Genomic DNA, 18,646 nt, shown 5'->3' on the forward strand with positions numbered 1-18,646 from the left:
TGCCGTACCCCGTTGTCCCCTTGGTCAATGTCTGCCCCGCCGTACGCACAAAGCGGCGGGGTCCGGAGATCACCCCATCCAGTACGGCGGAAGCCGGTTCGCGCACGCCCTAAGCTAGATGGCATGCCGGAGTACATCTACACGATGCAGCGCGTGCGCAAGGCGCACGGCGACAAGGTTGTCCTCGACGACGTCACCCTGTCGTTCCTGCCCGGAGCAAAGATCGGCGTCCTGGGCCCGAACGGCACCGGTAAGTCGACGCTGCTCCGGATGATGGCCGGCCTGGAGCAGCCGTCCAACGGCGACGCGAAGCTCATGCCGGGCTTCACCGTCGGCATGCTTCAGCAGGAGCCGCCGCTCAACGAGTCCAAGACCGTTCTCGGCAACGTGCAGGAGGGTGTCGCCGAGACGATGGCGATGCTCCACCGCTACAACGAGATCGCCGAGCAGATGGCCACCGACTACAGCGACGAGCTGCTGGAGGAGATGGGCAAGCTCCAGGACCAGCTTGAGCACCGCAACGCGTGGGACCTCGACTCCCAGCTCGAGCAGGCCATGGACGCCCTGCGCTGCCCGCCGCCCGACGCCGACGTCACCATGCTGTCCGGTGGTGAGCGCCGCCGCGTCGCGCTGTGCAAGCTGCTGCTCGAAGCCCCCGACCTGCTGCTGCTCGACGAGCCCACCAACCACCTCGACGCCGAGAGCGTGCAGTGGCTGGAGCAGCACCTGGAGAAGTACGCGGGCACCGTGCTCGCCGTCACCCACGACCGCTACTTCCTCGACAACGTCGCCACCTGGATCCTCGAGCTCGACCGTGGCCGCACCTACCCCTACGAGGGCAACTACTCCACCTACCTCGAGGCCAAGGCCCAGCGCCTGAAGGTCGAGGGGCAGAAGGACGCCAAGCGCAAGAAGCGCCTGGAGGACGAGCTGGAGTGGGTCCGGTCCAACCCCAAGGCCCGCCAGACCAAGAGCAAGGCTCGTCTGCAGCGCTACGAGGAGATGGCCGCCGAGGCGGACAAGTACCGCAAGCTCGACTTCGAGGAGATCCAGATCCCGCCGGGCCCGCGCCTGGGCACCACGGTGATCAAGGCGGACGACCTCACCAAGGGCTTCGTCGACCGCCTGCTGATGGAGGACCTCACCTTCGACCTGCCGCGTAACGGCATCGTCGGCGTCATCGGCCCCAACGGCGTCGGCAAGACGACGCTGTTCCGCATGATCACGGGCAGCGAGACGCCCGACACCGGCGCGATCGTCATCGGTGACACGGTCAAGATCTCCTACGCCGACCAGAGCCGTGGCGGCATCGAGCCGAACAAGAACGTGTGGGAGGTCGTCTCCGACGGTCTCGACCACATCAAGGTCGGCAACGTCGAGATGCCGTCGCGCGCCTACATCGCCGCGTTCGGCTTCAAGGGCCCCGACCAGCAGAAGAAGGCCGGCGTCCTGTCGGGCGGCGAGCGCAACAGGCTCAACCTGGCGCTCACCCTCAAGCAGGGCGGCAATGTCCTCCTGCTCGACGAGCCGACCAACGATCTCGACACCGAGACCCTGTCCAGCCTGGAGAACGCGCTGCTCGACTTCCCGGGCTGCGCGGTGATCACCTCGCACGACCGGTGGTTCCTCGACCGCATCGCCACGCACATCCTGGCGTGGGAAGAGGGCTCGAGCTGGTTCTGGTTCGAGGGCAACTTCGCCGACTACGAGAAGAACAAGATCGAGCGACTGGGCGCCGACGCGGCCCGCCCGCACCGCGTCACCTACCGTCAGCTCCGCCGCGACTAACCCTGCGGCCAGACCTCAGCCCCCTCCAGGACACGTCTTCGTCCCGGAGGGGGCTTTGTTCTGCCTCTCACGGGTTTCCGTCTGGGACGCCCGCCCCGCCGCCGGGCGCTCGCAGGCTGGGCGCATGGCCGGCCGACCGCAGGGGGCGGTGGTGGGCGCCGTTCATCCCGTACGGCAAGCCACCCCAAGCCCACCCACCACCGCCAGCTGAGGTCTGTCCAGGGAGACGGTCATCGGGCGCGCGGGCCGGCCGCCGTTACGCGGCCACGTGAACACGCCCTTCCCACGACGGGACGGCCAGCACGAGCACGGCGGGAAGCGCCGCGATGAGCGCCATCGCGACAGCCGCCATGCCAAGCCGTCCCGAGCCCAGGAGCGGCGTCACCAGTGCGGCACCGATCGGTGGTGTGGCCTGCATGAGCGTTCGCAGGATGGAGAAGCCCCTGCCGCGTAGTGGGGCGGGGATGCGCGCCATCCGCAGGGACTGCGCCCAGACGGTCATGGGCGCGCTGAACAGGCCGATCACCAGGAAACCCGCGGCCACGCCGATCGTGTGCGGGGAGGCGAGCACGAAGAGGAAGCCCGTGGCGGCGACGAGTTGAACCATGGCGATGGCCCTGACCGGGCGGGACCTCGGGGTCCACGCTCCTGCGGCCGCGGCCCCTGCCAACTCACCCGCGGACAGGGCGGCCAGCAGGACGCCCAGGGTCTGAGCGCCGCCGGTGAGCTGGGTCTTGGCCAGCCAGGGGCCGACGACGAGCAGCATCCCGGCGGCGATGTTGAAGGCCATGAACGCCAGCGTGGTCGTGACCAGGGCGCGATCCCGCAACAGCACCGCGACCCGATGCCGAGCGTCGCGGTCCTTCGCGGATGTGGATGGGGATGGGGTTGTGGCGGCGACGGGGGTACGAGTGGCGATTCTCTTGAGTGGGCGGACTGGGGTGGGGGAGAGGGGGCGGCGGACTGCGAGGGCGGTGATGGCGAACACCGCGTAGGACAGCGCGTCGAAGGCGAGCACCGCCTCGCTGCCCAGGCCCGCGATCAGCAGGCCGCCCACCGCGGGCCCGGCCATCCCCGCCAGGCTGAACGCCAGCGACTCCATGGCGTTGGCCGCGTCCAGGTCCTCGGGCTCGACGAGGTCGGGAATCGCTGAGGGGAATCCGGCGAGCGGGACCATCTTGAACAGCCCGTAGACGCCCGCGACGACGAAGGGCAGCACGGTGGGCACCTCTCCGACGGCCGAGACGATCGGGATCGACGCCATCGCCGCACCACGCACCACGCTGTCGACCGCGAGGACATACCGCTTGTCGAACCTGTCGAGGACGGGACCGGCGATGAGGCCGCCGACGAAGACGGGCAGCGTGTAGCAGATGGCCAGTAGGCCGAGCTGTGCGGTACCGCCTGGCTTGGACAGCACCAGCCAGGTGAGGGCGACGAAGGTCATCCCGTCGCCGACCAGCGAGAGCGACGAGCCAAGCCACAGGAGGCGGAAGTCGCGGCTGGACAGGGCGCGGCGGTAGGCGCCCAGTCGGCTCTGGGCGGGGTGGTTGACAGGCATGCGGACCAGCGTGGCCGGACGAGGTCGTCGAACGCTGGCGGTCGTCGGTCGGCGTCGTTGGCTCTTCCAGCTCCACGCGATCGGGTGCTGCGTGGATGGACTGCGAGACGTGAGGCTCAGGAGGACGTCTGCCTGGCGAACCAGGCGGGCACCGTGATGGCCTGTCGTCGACGGTGCCGTTGTGGAGCCGGTGATGAAGGCCGCGTCGGGCGGCGCGCCAGGCCGGCTGAGGTCCCGGCGGCGATCAGGTCTGATGCGGTGTCGTGTCAGCGGCCGTGTCAGCACGGCGACGGTCCGGTATCAGAGCGGTCGGCGATCGTGAATGTCATGAACGGTTCAGCGATTGCGGCCTCAAGGCCGGGTGAGCTCCCCTCGGGCGACCCGGCCTGAGCAATCCAGACCCCCGAGCATCAACAGGGCCGCACTCCACCAGCCGTCCGATCACTTGACTTTCGTAACAGATCTGAAGGAGCACACCACCATGTCCATCACCCTCACCGACCAGGACAAGCTCACCCTGCGGACCGCCGCCTGGGGCGCCGTCTCACTGATGTCCGCCGCTGGTGCCGCCGGCTCGGCCCACAAGGTCGCCACCCACGGCTCCATCGCCCTGACCTCCGCGACCGGCCTGGTCGGGCACGTGCTCGCCAAGGCGCCCAAGGGCGTGAAGTACGGCAAGACCGTGGCCGAACTCGCCGACCAGGTGCTGCCGGCCCTGACGGCGGCCGTGAGCCTGCTGAAGAAGCAGGCCCCGGCAGAGGCCGACAACTTCCGCAGCACTGTCATCGTCGCCATCGAAGCAGGCGCTCGGACCCACCAGGGTGAGCCCAGCCCCACCATGGCGGAGATGGCCCGCAAGCTCACCGAGGCCCTCGACGCCGCTTGATGGATGTCGACCTGCGCAGCTACAGCTCGTCACGAGGTCCTCTCCGGGCCCCGGCTCATCACCGCTGACAAGGATGTCGAGCTGCTCATCGTGCCCGGGCCGAGCACCACTGCATCGACAGTCATTGCAACGCAACATTGCATTGGCGCGCAGCGTCATTGCCTCAATCTAGCCCAGATAATCTGCTGAATGCACTTCCTGGCGCTGACAGAGAGTCTGAATGCAACGTAGCTTTCGAACTACGAAAAACACGTACTATCGTGAGTAGAATCTAGGCCGATGAGAGGAATGACCATGGAACACATCGTCACCACGCTGCCGACCACGCGTCAGCCCGGCTGCCCCTTCGACCCGCCCAAGGAGCTGATCCAGGCGCGCGAGCACGGCCCGATCAGCCGATACCCCTTCCCCGACGGACACCAGGGCTGGCTGATCACCGGATACGACCTGGTCCGGTCGGTCCTGGCCGACTCGCGGTTCAGCTCACGCAAGGAGCTCATGCGCCACCACCCGCTGGTCGACTTCGGCGAGATCGAGGTCCCCCCGGCGCCGCCCGGTGAGTTCCTGCTGATGGACGAGCCGCAGCACAGCCGCTATCGGAAACCGCTGGTGGGCAAGTTCACCGTCCGGCGGATGCGACTGCTCACCGAGCGCGTCGAGCAGATCACCGCCGACCACCTGGACGCGATGGAGAAGGCCGGGCCGTCGGTGGACCTGGTGACCGCGTTCGCCAAGCCCATCCCCTCCATCATCATCTGTGAGCTGCTGGGAGTGCCGTACGAGGACCGGGGCTCCTTCCAGGAGCACATCGACAAGTTCCTCGGCGGGGAGGTCAGCGACGAGGAACTGATCGCGGCCTACACCGCGACTCAGCAGTACCTCGCGGAGCTGGTGGCAGCCAAGCGCGCCAACCCCACCGACGACGTGCTCAGCGACCTGCTCGACAGCGATCTGACTGATGAGGAGCTGCGGGGTGTCGCCCTGATCCTGCTGGCGGCCGGGTTCGACACCACCGCGAACATGCTGGCGCTGGGCACCTTCGCGCTGCTGCAGAACCCGGCGCAGCTGGCGGCGCTGCGCGCCGAGCCCGCGCTCACCGACGGGGCCGTGGAGGAGTTGCTGCGGTATCTGAGCGTCGCCAAGACGTTCATGCGGACGGCGCTGGAGGACGTCGAGCTGGGCGGCCAGACCATCAAGGCCGGTACGACGGTCATCCTGTCCTACAACACCGCCAACCGCGACCCCGAGCGCTTCGCCGATCCCCACGTGCTCGACCTGCGCAGACAGGAGGGTGGGCACCTGGCCTTCGGCCACGGCATCCACCAGTGCCTGGGCCAGCAGCTGGCCCGCGTCGAGATGCGCGTCGCGCTCCCCGCTCTGATCAACCGCTTCCCCACGCTACGCCTGGCCGTACCGGCAGAAGAGGTCGACCTGCGCCCGGAGACCGCGGACATCTACGGGATCAAGAGCCTCCCGGTCACCTGGGACGTGTGACCGCGAGCCAGTGACGGATGAGGTCGCGTACGGCCGCCCGCCACCGCCATGGTGTCTCCCGCCGCAGGCTCCGGCAGAGGCCGACAACTTCCGCAGCACCGTCATCGTCGCCATCGAAGCAGCCGCCCGGACCCACCAGGGCGAGCCCAGCCCCACCATGGCCGAGATGGCTCGCAAGATCACCGGGGCCCTCGACGCCGCTTGATGGGATGTCGGCCTGCGCAGCGCCGCCGTGTCACGGGGTCCTTTCCGGACCCGTGAGGCGGCGGCGTGGCTGGGGGTGTCTCAGTCGCCGGCAAACGTGGAGGGGGAGGGCCGAGTCTGTCAGGGGTGGGCGGGTGAGAGGGCCTGGCGGGTGTGGTCCATGGCGTGCGTCGCGAAGGTGGCGCGATCCACGCCCGGCACGCCGATGACGATCTGGGTGCTGAACCCGTCGAGCATCGCGCGGAGCCGTACCGAGAAGGCGTCCGCGTCGACCCTGGCGAACTCGCCGGACCGCATGCCGTCGTCCACCAGTCGTACCAAATCCTCGTGCCAGTATCCGTCCAGCTCGGCCTGCGTTTCGCGCAGCGCGGGCACGGCGAGGGTGCGGCTCCACACGTCGACCCAGAGGATCCAGCGCGGGTCGGCGGCGCCGGTCGGCAGGTAGAGATCGATGTACTCGGCCACGCGGTCGGCCGCCGGGCTGCTCCGCGTGACGAGCTCCGTCCGCCTGGGTGTCAGGCGTTCCTCGCTCCAGCGCAGCGTTTCCACGAGGACCTGATCCTTGCTGCCGAAGTAGTACAGGATGTGGCCGCCGCTGGTGCCGAGCCGCCTGGCCAGTCCGGCCATCGTGAGGTCGGCGAGTCCGTGCTCGGCGATGGCGGCCATCGCCGCCTCCAGCACCTGTTCCCGTGGACGATCCAGCCGGCGATGCTCCCGCGCCATTGCTCACCTTGCGATAACGGTCGTTGACGAGTCCTTGACGGACCACTGTACGGCAGTGCATTTTGAATGCCATTCAATCACTTTGAACGCCATTCAAAGCTCGGCTCGAGGAGCCTCCATGATCCAGCCGCACGTGGCACCCACGGCCGCTCCAGCCCCGCCTTCCCTGGCCCGGACGCTCGGCCTGTTCGGCGCCGTCCTGCTCACTCTGTCGTGCATCACGCCCGCTTCCTCGCTGTTCATCATCGTTCCCGAGGTTCTCGCGGGGCAGGGCAGCGGCGCGGTCCTCACGCTGCTCGCGGGGGTGGTCGTCTCGGTCGCCGTCGGCTGTTGCTACGCCGAGCTGGGCACGCTCAAGCCGAGCTCCGGCGGTGAGTACGCCATGGTGACGGCGATGCTCGGCCGGTTGAGCGGTTGGCTCACCTTCGGCCTGTCCATCTCCCTGCTGATCGTGATCCCGCCGATCATCGCGCTGGGCACGGCGGACTACCTGAGCGATCTGTTCCCGGTGGACCGGGCGAGCGCCGGAGCCGTCGTGATGCTCGCCGCCGCGGCCTTCGCGGTGCTCGACATCAGATCGAACGCCCTGATCACCGGCATCTTCCTGGCCATCGAGGTGGTCGCCGCCTGTGTGGTCGCCGTGCTCGGCCTCGCCCACACCAACCGCGGCGTGGACGTCCTCGTGTCGCCGGTCGTGCCCGACGGGCAGGGCGGCGCCTCGCCGTTGGGGGTGGCCGCCCTGATGGCCGGACTCACCGTGGCCATGTTCGTCGTCAACGGCTTCGGCACGGCGACCTACCTGGCCGAGGAGATCAAGGACCCGCGACGCAACATCGCCCGCACGGTGTTCTGGTCGCTCGGCCTGGCCGCCTTCGTCATCATCGTGCCGGTGACCGCCACGGTGCTGGGCGTCGGCTCCCTCGACGACCTGGTCAACGGGTCCTTCTCCGACTACGTGCGGGCCTGGGGCGGCGACGGTGTGGCCACCGCCGTCGACCTGGGCATCGCCATCGCGATCTTCAACGCCGTCCTGGTGATGGTGCTCCAGAACGGCAGGGTCGTGTTCGCGTCCGCCCGCGACCGCGCGTGGCCCACGCCGGTCGGCGCGCTGCTCACCCGCATCCACCCGCGCTGGGGTTCCCCTTACATCGCGACGCTCGTCATCGCCCTGCCCGGAGTCGTTATGGCCGCGCTGCTCGACATCGAGCAGTTGCTCGGCCTCACCTCGGTGATCGTGACGGTCGTCTCGCTGCTGCTCGCCGCGGCCGCACTGCGCGCCCGTACGGCGAGGCACCGGCTGGAGCGCGCGTGGCGGATGCCGTTGTGGCCGGTCCCGCCGCTGGTCGTGATCGGGGCCCTGGGTTACGCCCTGTTCGAGCAGAACGTGCGTGACCTGCTCGTCGCGGGCGGCATCGTCGTGCTGTTCGCCGCCTACTACGTCCTCTACCTCCGGCCACGCCGGGCGACCCACTGGCTCGTCACCGTCCCGGAGGAGTGACCGATCATGACGACCCGTCCAGGACCACTGTCCAGGAGGACTGGCCGATCACGACGACCCGTCGACGACCGCTGTTCCTGAGGACCGACCCATCATGATGACCCGTCAAGGAGGACGGATGGCGAAGATCGCCGACCTGACCGTGCGGAACGCCCGGATCCACACCGTCGACGACGCCTTTCCCGAAGCGGAGGCGCTGGCCGTACGGGATGGCAGGATCGTGTGGCTCGGCGCCGACGCCGACGCGCCCGCGGCTGCGGACACGATCGACGTGGGGGGCCGTCTCGTGCTGCCCGGCTTCGTGGACGCGCACAACCACGTCCGGCTCGGTTCCGACGCCGCCTGCGTGCAGCTCGCGGGCGCCGCCGACCTGACCGAGATCGGCCGCAGGATCAGCGCCTGGCGTGCCGCGCACCCGGAGGCGGCCTGGGTCGAGTGCGAGGGTTTCGACTACTCCGCGCTCCCCGGCATGCCCGTGGCCGCGGACCTGGACGCGCTCACCGGTGACCTTCCCGCGATCGTGTTCAGCTACGACGTGCACACGCTTTGGGCCAACACCGCGGCACTGCGCCGTCTCGGCATCGACCGCGACCACACCGAGCTGCCGTTCGGTGTGGCCCAGGTGGACGGGTCGGGGACGCCCACGGGCTTCGTCACCGAGTTCGCCGTCCGGGGGCTCTCCCGTGACGGCAACCGGGCGCTTGCCGCGCTCGGGGTGCCGTGGGCCGGCCCCGACCGGCAGTACCCCCGGCTGCTCGACAGCCTCGACATGGCCACCGGGTACGGCATCACGACGATCGTCGAGCCGCAGAACTCGCTGGACGACCTGGAGCTGTTCGAGCGGGCCCGTGCCGAGGGCCGGCTGCGTTCCCGTCTGATCGCGGCGCTGTTCCACCCGCGGGGGACGGGCGCCGCCGAGCTGGCCGCGTTCGCGCGGGCCGCCGCGCGCTACGACGACGAGTGGCTGAGGGTGGGCCCGCTCAAGCTCTACATCGACGACGTGGTGGAGCCGCGCACCGCCGCGCTGCTGGAGCCGTACTGCGGGCACGGCGACCACAGGGGCGACACCTTCTACGCTCCCGAGGAGTTCGCGGACCTGCTGGCCTCGCTGGACGCGGCCGGTTTCCAGGCCTTCGTCCACGCGACAGGGGACCGGGGCATCCGCACGGTCCTGGACGCCGTCGAGCACGCCAGGCGGGTCAACGGCCCGCGTGACGCCCGCCATCAGGTGGTTCACGTCGAATGCCTCGACCCTGCCGACGTGCCGCGCTTCGCCAGTCTCGGCGTCGTCGCCTGCATGCAGCCGCGGCACTGCTCGCCCGACATCGCGGGTCCTGGACGCGACTGGGCGGAGGCGGTGGGGCGGGCCAGGTGGCCGAAGGCCTGGCCGATGCGCTCGCTGCACGAGGCGGGGGCCGTCCTGGCCTTCTCAAGCGACTGGAACGTGGCGGAGATGGATCCCATGGTCGGCATCTACACGGCCGTCACCCGGCGGGGACTGGCAGGCGGTCCCGCGTGGATGCCGGAGGAGAGGCTGAGCCTCGCGACCGTCATTCGGGGCTACACGATGGGGTCGGCCTTTGCCAACTTCTGCGACCACGACCGCGGCTCGCTCACGCCCGGCAAGCTGGCCGACTTCACGATCCTCTCGGACGACCTGTTCACGGTCCCCGTGGAGGCCATCCCTCACGTCCGCGCCGACCTCGTCGCCGTGGGCGGGCGCATCGTCCACCAGGCGGGCTGACCATGGCCAGTCCGATTTCAGGTGCGTCCAACACGGGCGGATCGTCCGTCAGGCGGACTGACCAGGTGAGGTCCGATCCCAGGTGCCGCCCGGAGTGAGAGGTCGGCGTCCGATGGGCGCCGGTGCCGGAAGGCGGCGTGTGGCAGGCTCGGAGGCGTGATCAGCGACGAGGTCGCCTTCGCGGCCATGGAGAGCCGGGACCCGAGGTTCGACGGGTGGTTCTTCGTCGCCGTCACCACCACCGGCGTCTACTGCCGTCCGAGCTGCCCCGCCGTCATGCCGAAGCCCGAGAACGTCCGTCTCTTCCCCTCGGCCGCCGCCGCCAAGGTGAACGGCTTCCGGGCCTGCAAGAGGTGCCGTCCTGACGCCGCCCCCGGCTCGCCCGAGTGGAACGTCCGCACCGATCTGGCCGCCCGCGCCATGCGGTTGATCGCCGATGGTGTCGTCGACAGGGAGGGGGTGGCGGGGCTGGCGGTCCGGCTGGGGTACAGCGAGCGGCAGGTGCATCGCCAGCTGGTGGCGGAGGTGGGCGCTGGGCCGCAGGCGCTGGCCATGGCGCAGCGGGCGCAGACGGCCAGGATGCTGCTGGAGTCGAGCACGCTGCCGATCAGCGATGTGGCGTTCGCGGCGGGGTTCGCCAGCATCAGGCAGTTCAACGACAGCTTCAGGCAGGCCTACGCCACCACCCCGAGCAGGTTGCGGGAGAGCGCGGCGCCGATGGCGGGAGGGACGGTGCTGCGGCTCGCCTTCCGCCCGCCCATGGACGTGCCCGCGATGCTGCGCTTCCTGGGGGAGCGGGCCGTGCGGGGGATCGAGGAGTACAGGGAGGGGGCGTACAGCAGGTCACTGGCGCTGCCGCGGGGCGCGGGGGTCGTGACGGTGCGGCACGTTCCCGGCGCGGATCACGTGGTCTGCGAGCTGAGGCTGGACGACCTCCGGGATCTCGCGGCGGCCGTGCAGCGGTGCAGGCGGCTGCTGGACCTCGACGCCGACCAGCAGGCGATCGACGCCTTTCTCGGCGCCGACCCTGAGCTGGAGCCGTTGGTGGCGGCCCGCCCTGGACTGCGGGTGCCGGGGTGCGTGGACCCGGCCGAGCTGGCGGTGCGCGCAGTCGTGGGCGGCAGGGAGGCGGCACGGCTCGTCCAGCGGTACGGCAGGCCGCTGGCGACGCCGTACGGGACGATCACGCACACCTTCCCCGACATGGTGACACTGGCCGGGCGGAAAGCCGGGAGCGCTCCGGCCGAGCTGGTGCGGGCGCTCGCGGACGGGACGGTCACCATGGACGTGGGCGCCGATCCCCGGGAGGTGCGCAAGCGCCTGCTCGACCTCCCCGGCATCGGCGAGGGAACGGTCGCCTCCCTCATGATGCGTGCGCTGCGCGACCCCGACGTCCTGCTGCCACACCTGGAAGGCCGCGTGCGCGACACCTGGCGCCCCTGGCGTTCCTACGCTACCCAACACCTCTGGACCGATCCTCTCTAGCATGGTGGACATGGCACGCAAGTCCTCCAGCGCGTGGGAGTGGAGCCGCACCGCGCAGACGCGCAAGGTCATGCTGCAGGCGGCCAGAGAGGTGTTCGGCGAGCACGGTTTCGCCGAGGCGAACGTGGCCGACGTGGTCACCAGGGCGGGTTCGAGCGTGGGCAGCCTCTACCACCACTTCGGCGGGAAGGCGGAGCTGTTCATGGCGCTGTGGGAGGACCACCAGGTCACCCAGGAGCAGGCGTCGGCCTCCAGCGTCGCCAAGGCCAAGCAGGAGGGCATGAACGACCCCGTCGAGCTGCTCATCACCGGTTCGCGCGCCTATCTGGCGGGGGCGTGGGACCGGCGGGACCTGGTCAGGCTGTTCATGGACGGCGACGGGCCTCCGGGGTTCGAGCTGCTGCGCCGTACCAGAGGGAGGCAGTGGCTCCGGCAGAACGCGGTGCTGCTCGGCGCGGGCGCCGAGCCGATCGACAGGCTCACGGTCGCGGTGCTGACCTCGGTGATCGGGGAGGCGGCCAGAGAGGTGGCCACCTGCGACACCGAGGAGGAGGCGCGGCGGGTGATCGAGGCGGCGGTGGTGCTGATCAGGCGGCTCGACCCGGTCGCCGGGGTGCGGCCGCCCGATGTCGGGCCGTGAGCGGTGGCCGGATACGGTGTGGGCGTGGTTGAACGATCCCTCGCACAGGCCAGCAAGCACGTCTACCCGCGCACGGTCCGCTTCGCGGACATCGACTCGCAGGGGCACGTGAACAACGTCCGCTTCCTCGACTATCTGGAGGACGCGCGGTTCGGGATGCTGCACATCGACCTCCACAAGGAGGGCGAGGAGACGTTCAAGGGCCTGGTGGTGGCCAGGCACGAGATCGACTACCTGCGTCCGCTGTCGTTCCGCGCCGACCCGGTGCTGGTGGAGACGTGGGTGACGGAGATCAGGCCGGTACGGTTCACGCTCGACTACGAGATCCGCGACGAGGACGAGGTGTTCGTCCGGGCCCGTTCGGTGATCGTCGCCTACGACGTGGAGAAGGCGGCGCCGCGCAGGCTGCGCCAGGACGAGCTGGCCTACCTGAAGCGCTTCGCCTGAGAGCGGGGTCCGGCCAGCCCGGAAGGGCTGACCGAACGTCCTGGACTCACTCGGTGTACAGCCACGCCGCGGTGTCGGGCGGCAGGACGTCGCCGGTGAGCGCCGCGCTGGACAGCAGCACGCGACCGTGCGGCGGCAGCCGTACCGGGTCGGTTCCGTAGTTGATCACGCAGGTCAGCGGGCCGCGGGCGAAGAACAGCGCGCCCTCGGGCGACTCCAGCCACGAGAGCTCGTAGGGAACCGAGCGCACCAGGTCACGGCGGCGGGCCAGGGCCCTGCGGTAGAACTCCAGCGTCGAGTCGCTGTCACCGGCCTGCGCCGCGACGCTCAGCTCCTTGAACGCCGGCGGCTGCGGCAGCCAGGGGGCCACCCCGTCGGGCGAGAAGCCGTACGGCGCGGCGTCACCCGACCAGGGGATCGGCACGCGGCAACCGTCGCGCCCCGGAAGCTTTCCCTCCGACTGGAAGAAGATCGGATCCTGGCGCGCCTCGGGTGGAATTTCTTTCACCTCGGGGAGGCCAAGTTCCTCCCCCTGGTAGAGATATGCAGACCCGGGCAGCGCGAGCATGACGAGCAATGCGGCTTTTGCCCTGGCGAGTCCAGTTCCTGGGTCGGCGGTGTCGTAGCGGGTGCGGTGCCGTACGACATCGTGGTTGGACAGCACCCAGGTCGCGAACGGGACGGTCCCCAGCGTGTCGTCGATGACCTTCCTGAACGCCGTCGGCGACCACGGCGCCTGTAGCCACGCGAAGTTGAAGCTCTGGTGCAGTTCGTCGGGCCGGACGTAGAGGGCGAGGTCGGCGGCGCTGTCGGTCCACACCTCGCCGACGGCCATCCGCTCGCCTGGGAAGGAGTCCAGCAGCTTGCGCCACTCGCGGTAGACGTCGTGCACCTCGGGCCTGCCCCAGACGGGCGAGACCGACATGAACGACTGGTCGCCGACGTCGGGCAGGCCGTCGGCCTTGTACAGGCCCATCGCCACGTCGATGCGGAACCCGTCGACGCCCCGCTCCAGCCAGAACCGCAGCACGTCGAGGAACTCCTCGTGCACCTCGCGGTTGCGCCAGTTGAAGTCGGGCTGCTCGGGGGCGAACAGGTGCAGGTACCACTGGCCGTCCTCCACCTGCGTCCACGCGGGACCGCCGAAGGTGGACTGCCAGTTGTTGGGCCGGTCGCGGAAGACGTAGCGGTCGCGGCCCTCGCCCGCCAGCGCCGCCTGGAACCACGGGTGCAGGGAGGAGCTGTGGTTGGGGACGATGTCGACCAGGACCCTGATGCCCTGCGCGTGCGCGTCGGCCACCAGGGCCTCGAAGTCGGCCAGCGTGCCGAACAGCGGGTCGACGTCGCGATAGTCCGCCACGTCGTAGCCGCCGTCGGCCATCGGCGAGGGATAGAACGGGGTCAGCCAGATCGCGTCCACACCCAGCCGCGAGAGGTACGGCAGGCGTTCCCTGACCCCGGCCAGATCGCCGACGCCGTCTCCCGAGGCGTCGGCGAAGCTGCGTACGTAGATCTCGTAGACGACGGCGTCACGCCACCAGGGGATATCCATGTGGCGTGTATTGCCCACTTATGCGGGGGAGTTCACCAGGCTTTGGGCGGCCATCACGAGATAGTCCCAGAGCCGGTTCTCCAACTCCTCGGGCAGTGACAGGTCCTGCACGGCGTCGTGCATGTGCTTGAGCCACGCGTCGCGCTCGGCCTCGCCGATGACGAACGGCACGTGGCGCATGCGCAGCCGCGGGTGGCCGCGCTGCTCGCTGTAGGTCCTGGGCCCGCCCCAGTACTGGATGAGGAAGCCGCGCAGCCGGTCCTCGGCCGCGGCGAGGTCTTCCTCGGGATAGAGCGGGCGCAGCAGCGGGTCCTCGGCGACACCCTCGTAGAAGCGGTGGACGAGCCGGCGGAAGGTCTCCTCGCCGCCCACGGCCTCATAAAAAGAACCCTCGGTCACGATCTCAGGCTATCCATTCTTTACGGCAAGCAGGGCCACGGCCACCGCGGTCACCGCTGACCGCCTGTCCTCCCACGCCGCTCCGGCGGGACTTCGCGTCCCGCCGTCACGTCAGGGTCGTTGACCGCTCCCTCGGATAAGCGCTCAGGCGGCCAGCGCGATTCCCGCTCCGTCGAGCGCGGCCTTGACGCGCATCCTGAGCTCGCGCGCCACGTCGGCCTGCCTGGAGGGCAGCGTCTTGGCCGAGACGCGGAAGATGACCGAGGTGCCGGAGATCTGCTCGATGCCGAACACGGCCGGCTCCTCCACGATCACGCTCTCCCGGTACTCGGGGTCGTTCCACAGCTCCTCGGCCACCCGCCCGAGCAGGTCGCGGACGGCGGGGACGTCGGCGTCGTAGGCGACGGGAACGTCGATGTAGGCGCGCGACCAGCCCTGCGACTCGTTGCCGACGCGGGTGATGGTGCCGTTGCGGATGTACCAGACGCGGCCGTCGGCGTCGCGCAGCCTGGTGACGCGCAGGGTGACGGCCTCGACCGTGCCGATGGCCGAGCCCGAGTCGATGACGTCGCCGACGCCGTACTGGTCCTCCATGAGCATGAACATGCCGGCGATGAAGTCCTTGACGAGCTCCTGGGCGCCGAAGCCGATCGCGACGCCCAGGATGCCGACGCTGGTCAGCAGGGGCGCGATGGGGATCGTCAGCCGGTCGAGGACGGTCAGGACGGCGGTGCCCATGATGACGATCGAGGCGACGTGGCGCAGGACCGAGCCCATGGTCTCGGCGCGCTGCTTGCGGCGCTCGTGGAGCAGGACGTCGAGGCCGTCGGTCGCGCGGCCCTTGCGCAGCCGGCCGGTGATCGAGGAGCTGGCGGCGGCCCTGTTGACGACGCGGGTGATCAGCCGGTGCGAGAGATTCCTCACGACGACCGCGATCAGGAGGATGAGGATGATCGTGATGATGCTCGCCACGAGCGGCGCCCATGCCGCGTTCTGGAAGTACCCCGCGAGAGTAGAGCACACCGGGTCGTCGCCACATACCTCAGCCATCGCGGACGCTACATTCTCGATTTCAGTGAGGCCTGGCGACGTGGTGGACGTGGCAAGCAGGAACACGAGGTGGATCCCTCTCCGGAAGCGGCTCGATCGGCACAATCATGGGAGTGTTACGCCCCAAAAGATACTGCCGACCGAACCGGACGCCGTCACATCACGCCGGGGAAGACGGGTCCGTCAGTTCCCGGGGCCGCGGGGGGCGGGATCTGACGAACCGGTGACGGCCGACTCGGACGAGACACACACCCGGAAGCATGTCCCGACCGTTTCCGGGAGGGATCCCCCGACCGTCCTCCGGTGGACCCGGAGGACGCTTCTACGCGTACGGCGCGCGGCCGCTGGCCGGCCGTGCCGTACGAGACCGTGGTCGAACAGGCAGGCGCCTGTGCGCAGCAGGTGATGCACGGGGACCGACGGGGTGCCCAGGGACCTCCTGATCGGGAGACCCTCCGCACCGGACACCCCGCCGGCCCCGTGGGGCCGCGGTCGGGGCGGTGAGCCGCGGTGGCTGCGCTCCACCGGGGTCACCGCCATGGTCACTCCCCTACCGCGGCGAGCACGCGCGCGATTTTGGTCGCCGCGCCTGCGGGATCGTCGGCTTTGTGCATGGGCTCACCCCAGGACCAGCAGTAGTCCCAGTCGCGGACCTCCTCGGAGGGCCGGCAAGTGACGTTCTCGGCCAAGCTGGTCGCGTTGGGGTTGATCACCCTCACGAACAGGCGTCCGGAGTGTGTCCGAACCACCCTCGCGAGCATTCCGCGAGCGTCTAGCTCGGATACCAAACGCTCCAGGTGCCCGAAGTCATCGCCCACCCTCTCAGCCTCCCTCTAGCCGAATCTTTGCTGGTGAGAGAAAGATGACTCATGACCATGGCAGGGGTCAACGCACCCGAGACCCCCTCCGGGAGTGCCCCTGACCCTCGTGGGTTGTAAGAAACAGTCCTCTGGAGGACGATCCTTATCCGTAAGCTTCAAGGGACCATTTTCTTCCTGTCACTAATGGTTCATAGTTTTCTTGAGGCAGAGTGCATCCCTCCCGCTACTCTGCGTCAGTAGGTGCCTTGCGGCTCAGAGAGAGGGGCCGGGATGTCCGGCAGGCAGCACAGGGAAACGGAGATCGCCAGGCGGATCCGGGCCAAGGGTCTGGCCAGTGGCCGCTCGTGTGCTCAGATCGCCGAAGAGATCCACGAGACATGCAGCCCCCAGTTCGGCACGACGAAGATCAAGGGACACCGCCTGGCCCACGGCATCGCGCTGGCCGACGTCATCGAGCAGGTGCGGGCGCTGTTCGAGCGCGACCAGAAGCCGGCCCCCGGCATCGGTGAGACGCTGCTGTCGGCCTACGAGAGCGGCCTGAAGCGCCCGGGGCCCGAATACCTCCACTACCTGTGCACCGTCTACCGCGTCGAGCCGATCTCCCTGGGCTACGACGGCCCCTGCATCTGCGGTCACGGCCATCGAACCCCGGGCCTGCGTTCGGGCAGCGCCGACGAGGACAGGGCCGACCTGCCCTCACGGCCGCGCGACATCTGGCTCAACCCCTCCAGCATCGACCCGCCGCGGCCCGAAGGGCCCGACGAGGAAGACGAGAACGTCCTGCGCAGGACGTTGTTAAAGCTTCTGGACACGGCGAGCACCGGACCCATCGGCGAGCTGCCCCCCGAGATACTGGGCGCCGTCGAAGGCATCAGGCGGCGCATGGACGAGACGCTCGTCATGGCCACGGTCTCGCCCGCGATGCTCGACCAGTGGGAGGAGGCCACGCTCAGCTTCGGCCGCCAGTACACCAGCACGCCGCCACTGCGCCTGCTGTGCGACGTGCTGCTCGAACTGAGCGCCGTCCGCGCCGCCATGTCCCGCCGCCAGCCGACCGACCTGGCCGAACGGCTGTGCAGGATGGCCGCCCAGCTCTCGGGGCTGAGCGGCATGATCATGATCAACATAGGCGACCACAGGCTCGCCCGAGCCTTCTTCCGCACCGGGCGCACCGCCGCCGACGAGACGGGCGACCGCGCGCTGCGCGCGTGGATCACCGCCCGCGAGTCGCTCGTGCCGCTCTACTACGGCGACGCGCGCGAGGCGCTCAACCTCGCCAAGAAGAGCCGCGACCTGGCGGGGGCCACCCCCTGCGTCGCGCAGGCCATGGCTCCGGTCGTCGAGGCCCGCGCGCTCGCGCTGCTGGCCGGCAGCAGCGGCAAGAGGGAAGTGGTCGACCAGGCCAAGCGCGCCCTCGCCAAGGCCCGCTCGGCCTTCTCCCACATGAAGGCCCACGAGCAGGACGACATCGCCTTCGGCTACACCGAACGGCAGCTCTACTTCTACCAGGGGGACGTGCTCACCAAGCTGGGGGAGACGATCGAGGCCGACGTGGTGCTTGAGCAGGCGCTGGAGAAATACTCCGACCACATCTTCGACCAGACGCTGATCAGGCTCGACATGGCGCAGTGCCGGCTGATCGAGGGAGACATCGACGAGGCGCTGGAGGTCGCCATCGACGCGGCGCGCCTGCTCAAGCCCGAGTACCGCACCGACTTCATCCTCCGGCCCGCCGTCGAGTTCGGCAGGTGCGTGGAGGCGAGCGGGGGCAAGGACTACCCCGCCCTCCAGGAGTTCTACGAGCTCATGGGAATCGGGGGCACGAGGGCATGACTCTGGTCATCCGGCGATACCGCTGGTCCGACCTCGACGCGATCTACTCCCTGCACCAGGTGTGCCTTGCGCAGGTGGGCATCGTGCCGGGCGACGGGGTCTACTACGACGACGACTTCCCCCGCATCCACCAGGTCTACCTGGGGTGCGGAGGGGAGTTCCTCGTCGGGGAGGCCGACGGGCGCCTGGTCTCGATGGGCGGGTTGCGCCCGATCGGCGAGCACACCGTGGAGGTGTGCAGGCTGCGGGTGCATCCCGACTACCAGCGGCGCGGGTTCGGGGCGATGATGCTGGAGGCGCTGGAGGAGCGGGCGGTGATGCTCGGCTTCTCCAGGCTGAGGGGCGACACCACCATGAGCCAGGGCGCGGCGCTGGCCCTGTACGAACGGCAGGGCTGGACGGAGCTGTCCAGGCAGCAGGTGGGCGACCACATCGTGATCTACGGCGAGAAGAGCCTCGCGTCGGTCATGGCTCCGTGAAACCCGGTGTTCAGCCCCTCGCATAACGTCATGGGCCAGGCG

At 69.4% G+C, this 18,646-nt stretch carries 17 protein-coding genes; 11 read left to right on the forward strand and 6 right to left on the reverse strand.

Annotated features, from left to right (window positions below; genetic code table 11):
- Positions 1-123: 123 nt before the first annotated feature.
- Positions 124-1,788: an energy-dependent translational throttle protein EttA gene (ettA, locus tag AB0B45_RS26475; protein ID WP_358135458.1), complete on the forward strand. Its 1,665-nt coding sequence runs from the start codon at positions 124-126 to the stop codon at positions 1,786-1,788.
- A gap of 256 nt (positions 1,789-2,044) precedes the next feature.
- On the opposite strand, the gene AB0B45_RS26480 is transcribed toward ettA, so the two are convergent.
- The gene (locus AB0B45_RS26480) at positions 2,045-3,349 is read right to left on the reverse strand and encodes an MFS transporter (protein WP_358135461.1); all 1,305 of its coding nucleotides are present in this window, start codon (positions 3,347-3,349) and stop codon (positions 2,045-2,047) included.
- Positions 3,350-3,830: 481 nt separating this feature from the next.
- Between AB0B45_RS26480 and AB0B45_RS26485 the strand changes: the two genes are divergently transcribed.
- From AB0B45_RS26485 to AB0B45_RS26495, 3 genes are all read left to right on the forward strand, one after another.
- The gene (locus AB0B45_RS26485) at positions 3,831-4,235 is read left to right on the forward strand and encodes a hypothetical protein (RefSeq protein ID WP_358135463.1); all 405 of its coding nucleotides are present in this window, start codon (positions 3,831-3,833) and stop codon (positions 4,233-4,235) included.
- A 288-nt stretch (positions 4,236-4,523) separates the two neighbouring features.
- On the forward strand, positions 4,524-5,729 hold the full coding sequence (locus AB0B45_RS26490) for a cytochrome P450 (RefSeq protein ID WP_358135747.1): 1,206 nt from the start codon (positions 4,524-4,526) through the stop codon (positions 5,727-5,729).
- A 10-nt stretch (positions 5,730-5,739) separates the two neighbouring features.
- Positions 5,740-5,934: a hypothetical protein gene (locus AB0B45_RS26495; RefSeq protein WP_358135466.1), complete on the forward strand. Its 195-nt coding sequence runs from the start codon at positions 5,740-5,742 to the stop codon at positions 5,932-5,934.
- Between the two features lie 119 nt (positions 5,935-6,053).
- Here the strand turns inward: AB0B45_RS26495 and AB0B45_RS26500 are convergent, their stop codons facing one another.
- Positions 6,054-6,656 carry a TetR/AcrR family transcriptional regulator gene (locus tag AB0B45_RS26500; RefSeq protein WP_358135468.1) on the reverse strand — a complete coding sequence of 201 codons (603 nt, stop codon included), beginning with the start codon at positions 6,654-6,656 and terminating at the stop codon, positions 6,054-6,056.
- A 118-nt stretch (positions 6,657-6,774) separates the two neighbouring features.
- On the opposite strand from AB0B45_RS26500, the gene AB0B45_RS26505 reads away from it, so the two are divergent.
- From AB0B45_RS26505 to AB0B45_RS26525, 5 genes are all read left to right on the forward strand, one after another.
- Positions 6,775-8,154 (forward strand): APC family permease, encoded by a 1,380-nt coding sequence (locus tag AB0B45_RS26505; protein ID WP_358135471.1) that lies wholly within the window; start codon positions 6,775-6,777, stop codon positions 8,152-8,154.
- Positions 8,155-8,272: 118 nt separating this feature from the next.
- Positions 8,273-9,898 (forward strand): amidohydrolase, encoded by a 1,626-nt coding sequence (locus AB0B45_RS26510; RefSeq protein ID WP_358135473.1) that lies wholly within the window; start codon positions 8,273-8,275, stop codon positions 9,896-9,898.
- A gap of 156 nt (positions 9,899-10,054) precedes the next feature.
- Positions 10,055-11,383 carry an AlkA N-terminal domain-containing protein gene (locus tag AB0B45_RS26515; protein ID WP_358135476.1) on the forward strand — a complete coding sequence of 443 codons (1,329 nt, stop codon included), beginning with the start codon at positions 10,055-10,057 and terminating at the stop codon, positions 11,381-11,383.
- A gap of 10 nt (positions 11,384-11,393) precedes the next feature.
- Entirely contained in the window at positions 11,394-12,023 is a 630-nt protein-coding gene (locus AB0B45_RS26520) for a TetR/AcrR family transcriptional regulator (RefSeq protein WP_358135478.1), read from the forward strand.
- A gap of 24 nt (positions 12,024-12,047) precedes the next feature.
- Positions 12,048-12,470, forward strand: a complete 423-nt coding sequence (locus AB0B45_RS26525) for a thioesterase family protein (protein ID WP_358135481.1) — start codon at positions 12,048-12,050, stop codon at positions 12,468-12,470.
- 46 nt (positions 12,471-12,516) lie between these two features.
- Here the strand turns inward: AB0B45_RS26525 and AB0B45_RS26530 are convergent, their stop codons facing one another.
- The 4 genes from AB0B45_RS26530 to AB0B45_RS26545 form a co-directional block, all read right to left on the reverse strand.
- On the reverse strand, positions 12,517-14,022 hold the full coding sequence (locus tag AB0B45_RS26530) for an alpha-amylase family glycosyl hydrolase (RefSeq protein ID WP_358135484.1): 1,506 nt from the start codon (positions 14,020-14,022) through the stop codon (positions 12,517-12,519).
- 18 nt (positions 14,023-14,040) lie between these two features.
- Positions 14,041-14,424, reverse strand: coding sequence for a globin (locus AB0B45_RS26535; RefSeq protein ID WP_358135750.1), 384 nt, complete (start codon positions 14,422-14,424; stop codon positions 14,041-14,043).
- Between the two features lie 141 nt (positions 14,425-14,565).
- The gene (locus AB0B45_RS26540; RefSeq protein ID WP_358135487.1) at positions 14,566-15,471 is read right to left on the reverse strand and encodes a mechanosensitive ion channel family protein; all 906 of its coding nucleotides are present in this window, start codon (positions 15,469-15,471) and stop codon (positions 14,566-14,568) included.
- Positions 15,472-16,013: 542 nt separating this feature from the next.
- Positions 16,014-16,220, reverse strand: coding sequence for a hypothetical protein (locus tag AB0B45_RS26545; RefSeq protein WP_358135490.1), 207 nt, complete (start codon positions 16,218-16,220; stop codon positions 16,014-16,016).
- Positions 16,221-16,562: 342 nt separating this feature from the next.
- Here AB0B45_RS26545 and AB0B45_RS26550 point away from each other — a divergent pair, with 342 nt between their 5' ends.
- Together AB0B45_RS26550 and AB0B45_RS26555 are read left to right on the forward strand one after the other, a co-directional pair.
- Entirely contained in the window at positions 16,563-18,125 is a 1,563-nt protein-coding gene (locus tag AB0B45_RS26550) for an XRE family transcriptional regulator (protein WP_358135492.1), read from the forward strand.
- Positions 18,122-18,604 carry a GNAT family N-acetyltransferase gene (locus AB0B45_RS26555; protein ID WP_358135495.1) on the forward strand — a complete coding sequence of 161 codons (483 nt, stop codon included), beginning with the start codon at positions 18,122-18,124 and terminating at the stop codon, positions 18,602-18,604. Before AB0B45_RS26550 ends, AB0B45_RS26555 begins: the two co-directional genes overlap by 4 nt.
- Positions 18,605-18,646 lie beyond the last annotated feature (42 nt).

It is taken from the genome of Nonomuraea sp. NPDC049152 (assembly GCF_040648355.1).
Lineage (GTDB): Bacteria > Actinomycetota > Actinomycetes > Streptosporangiales > Streptosporangiaceae > Nonomuraea.

Coding starts and splice junctions, on each gene's coding strand:
- ettA (WP_358135458.1), top strand. CDS start 124: ATGCCGGAGTACATCTACACGATGCAGCGCGTGCGCAAGGCGCACGGC.
- AB0B45_RS26480 (WP_358135461.1), bottom strand. CDS start 3,349: ATGCCTGTCAACCACCCCGCCCAGAGCCGACTGGGCGCCTACCGCCGC.
- AB0B45_RS26485 (WP_358135463.1), top strand. CDS start 3,831: ATGTCCATCACCCTCACCGACCAGGACAAGCTCACCCTGCGGACCGCC.
- AB0B45_RS26490 (WP_358135747.1), top strand. CDS start 4,524: ATGACCATGGAACACATCGTCACCACGCTGCCGACCACGCGTCAGCCC.
- AB0B45_RS26500 (WP_358135468.1), bottom strand. CDS start 6,656: ATGGCGCGGGAGCATCGCCGGCTGGATCGTCCACGGGAACAGGTGCTG.
- AB0B45_RS26505 (WP_358135471.1), top strand. CDS start 6,775: ATGATCCAGCCGCACGTGGCACCCACGGCCGCTCCAGCCCCGCCTTCC.
- AB0B45_RS26510 (WP_358135473.1), top strand. CDS start 8,273: ATGGCGAAGATCGCCGACCTGACCGTGCGGAACGCCCGGATCCACACC.
- AB0B45_RS26520 (WP_358135478.1), top strand. CDS start 11,394: ATGGCACGCAAGTCCTCCAGCGCGTGGGAGTGGAGCCGCACCGCGCAG.
- AB0B45_RS26530 (WP_358135484.1), bottom strand. CDS start 14,022: ATGGATATCCCCTGGTGGCGTGACGCCGTCGTCTACGAGATCTACGTA.
- AB0B45_RS26540 (WP_358135487.1), bottom strand. CDS start 15,471: ATGGCTGAGGTATGTGGCGACGACCCGGTGTGCTCTACTCTCGCGGGG.
- AB0B45_RS26550 (WP_358135492.1), top strand. CDS start 16,563: ATGTCCGGCAGGCAGCACAGGGAAACGGAGATCGCCAGGCGGATCCGG.
- AB0B45_RS26555 (WP_358135495.1), top strand. CDS start 18,122: ATGACTCTGGTCATCCGGCGATACCGCTGGTCCGACCTCGACGCGATC.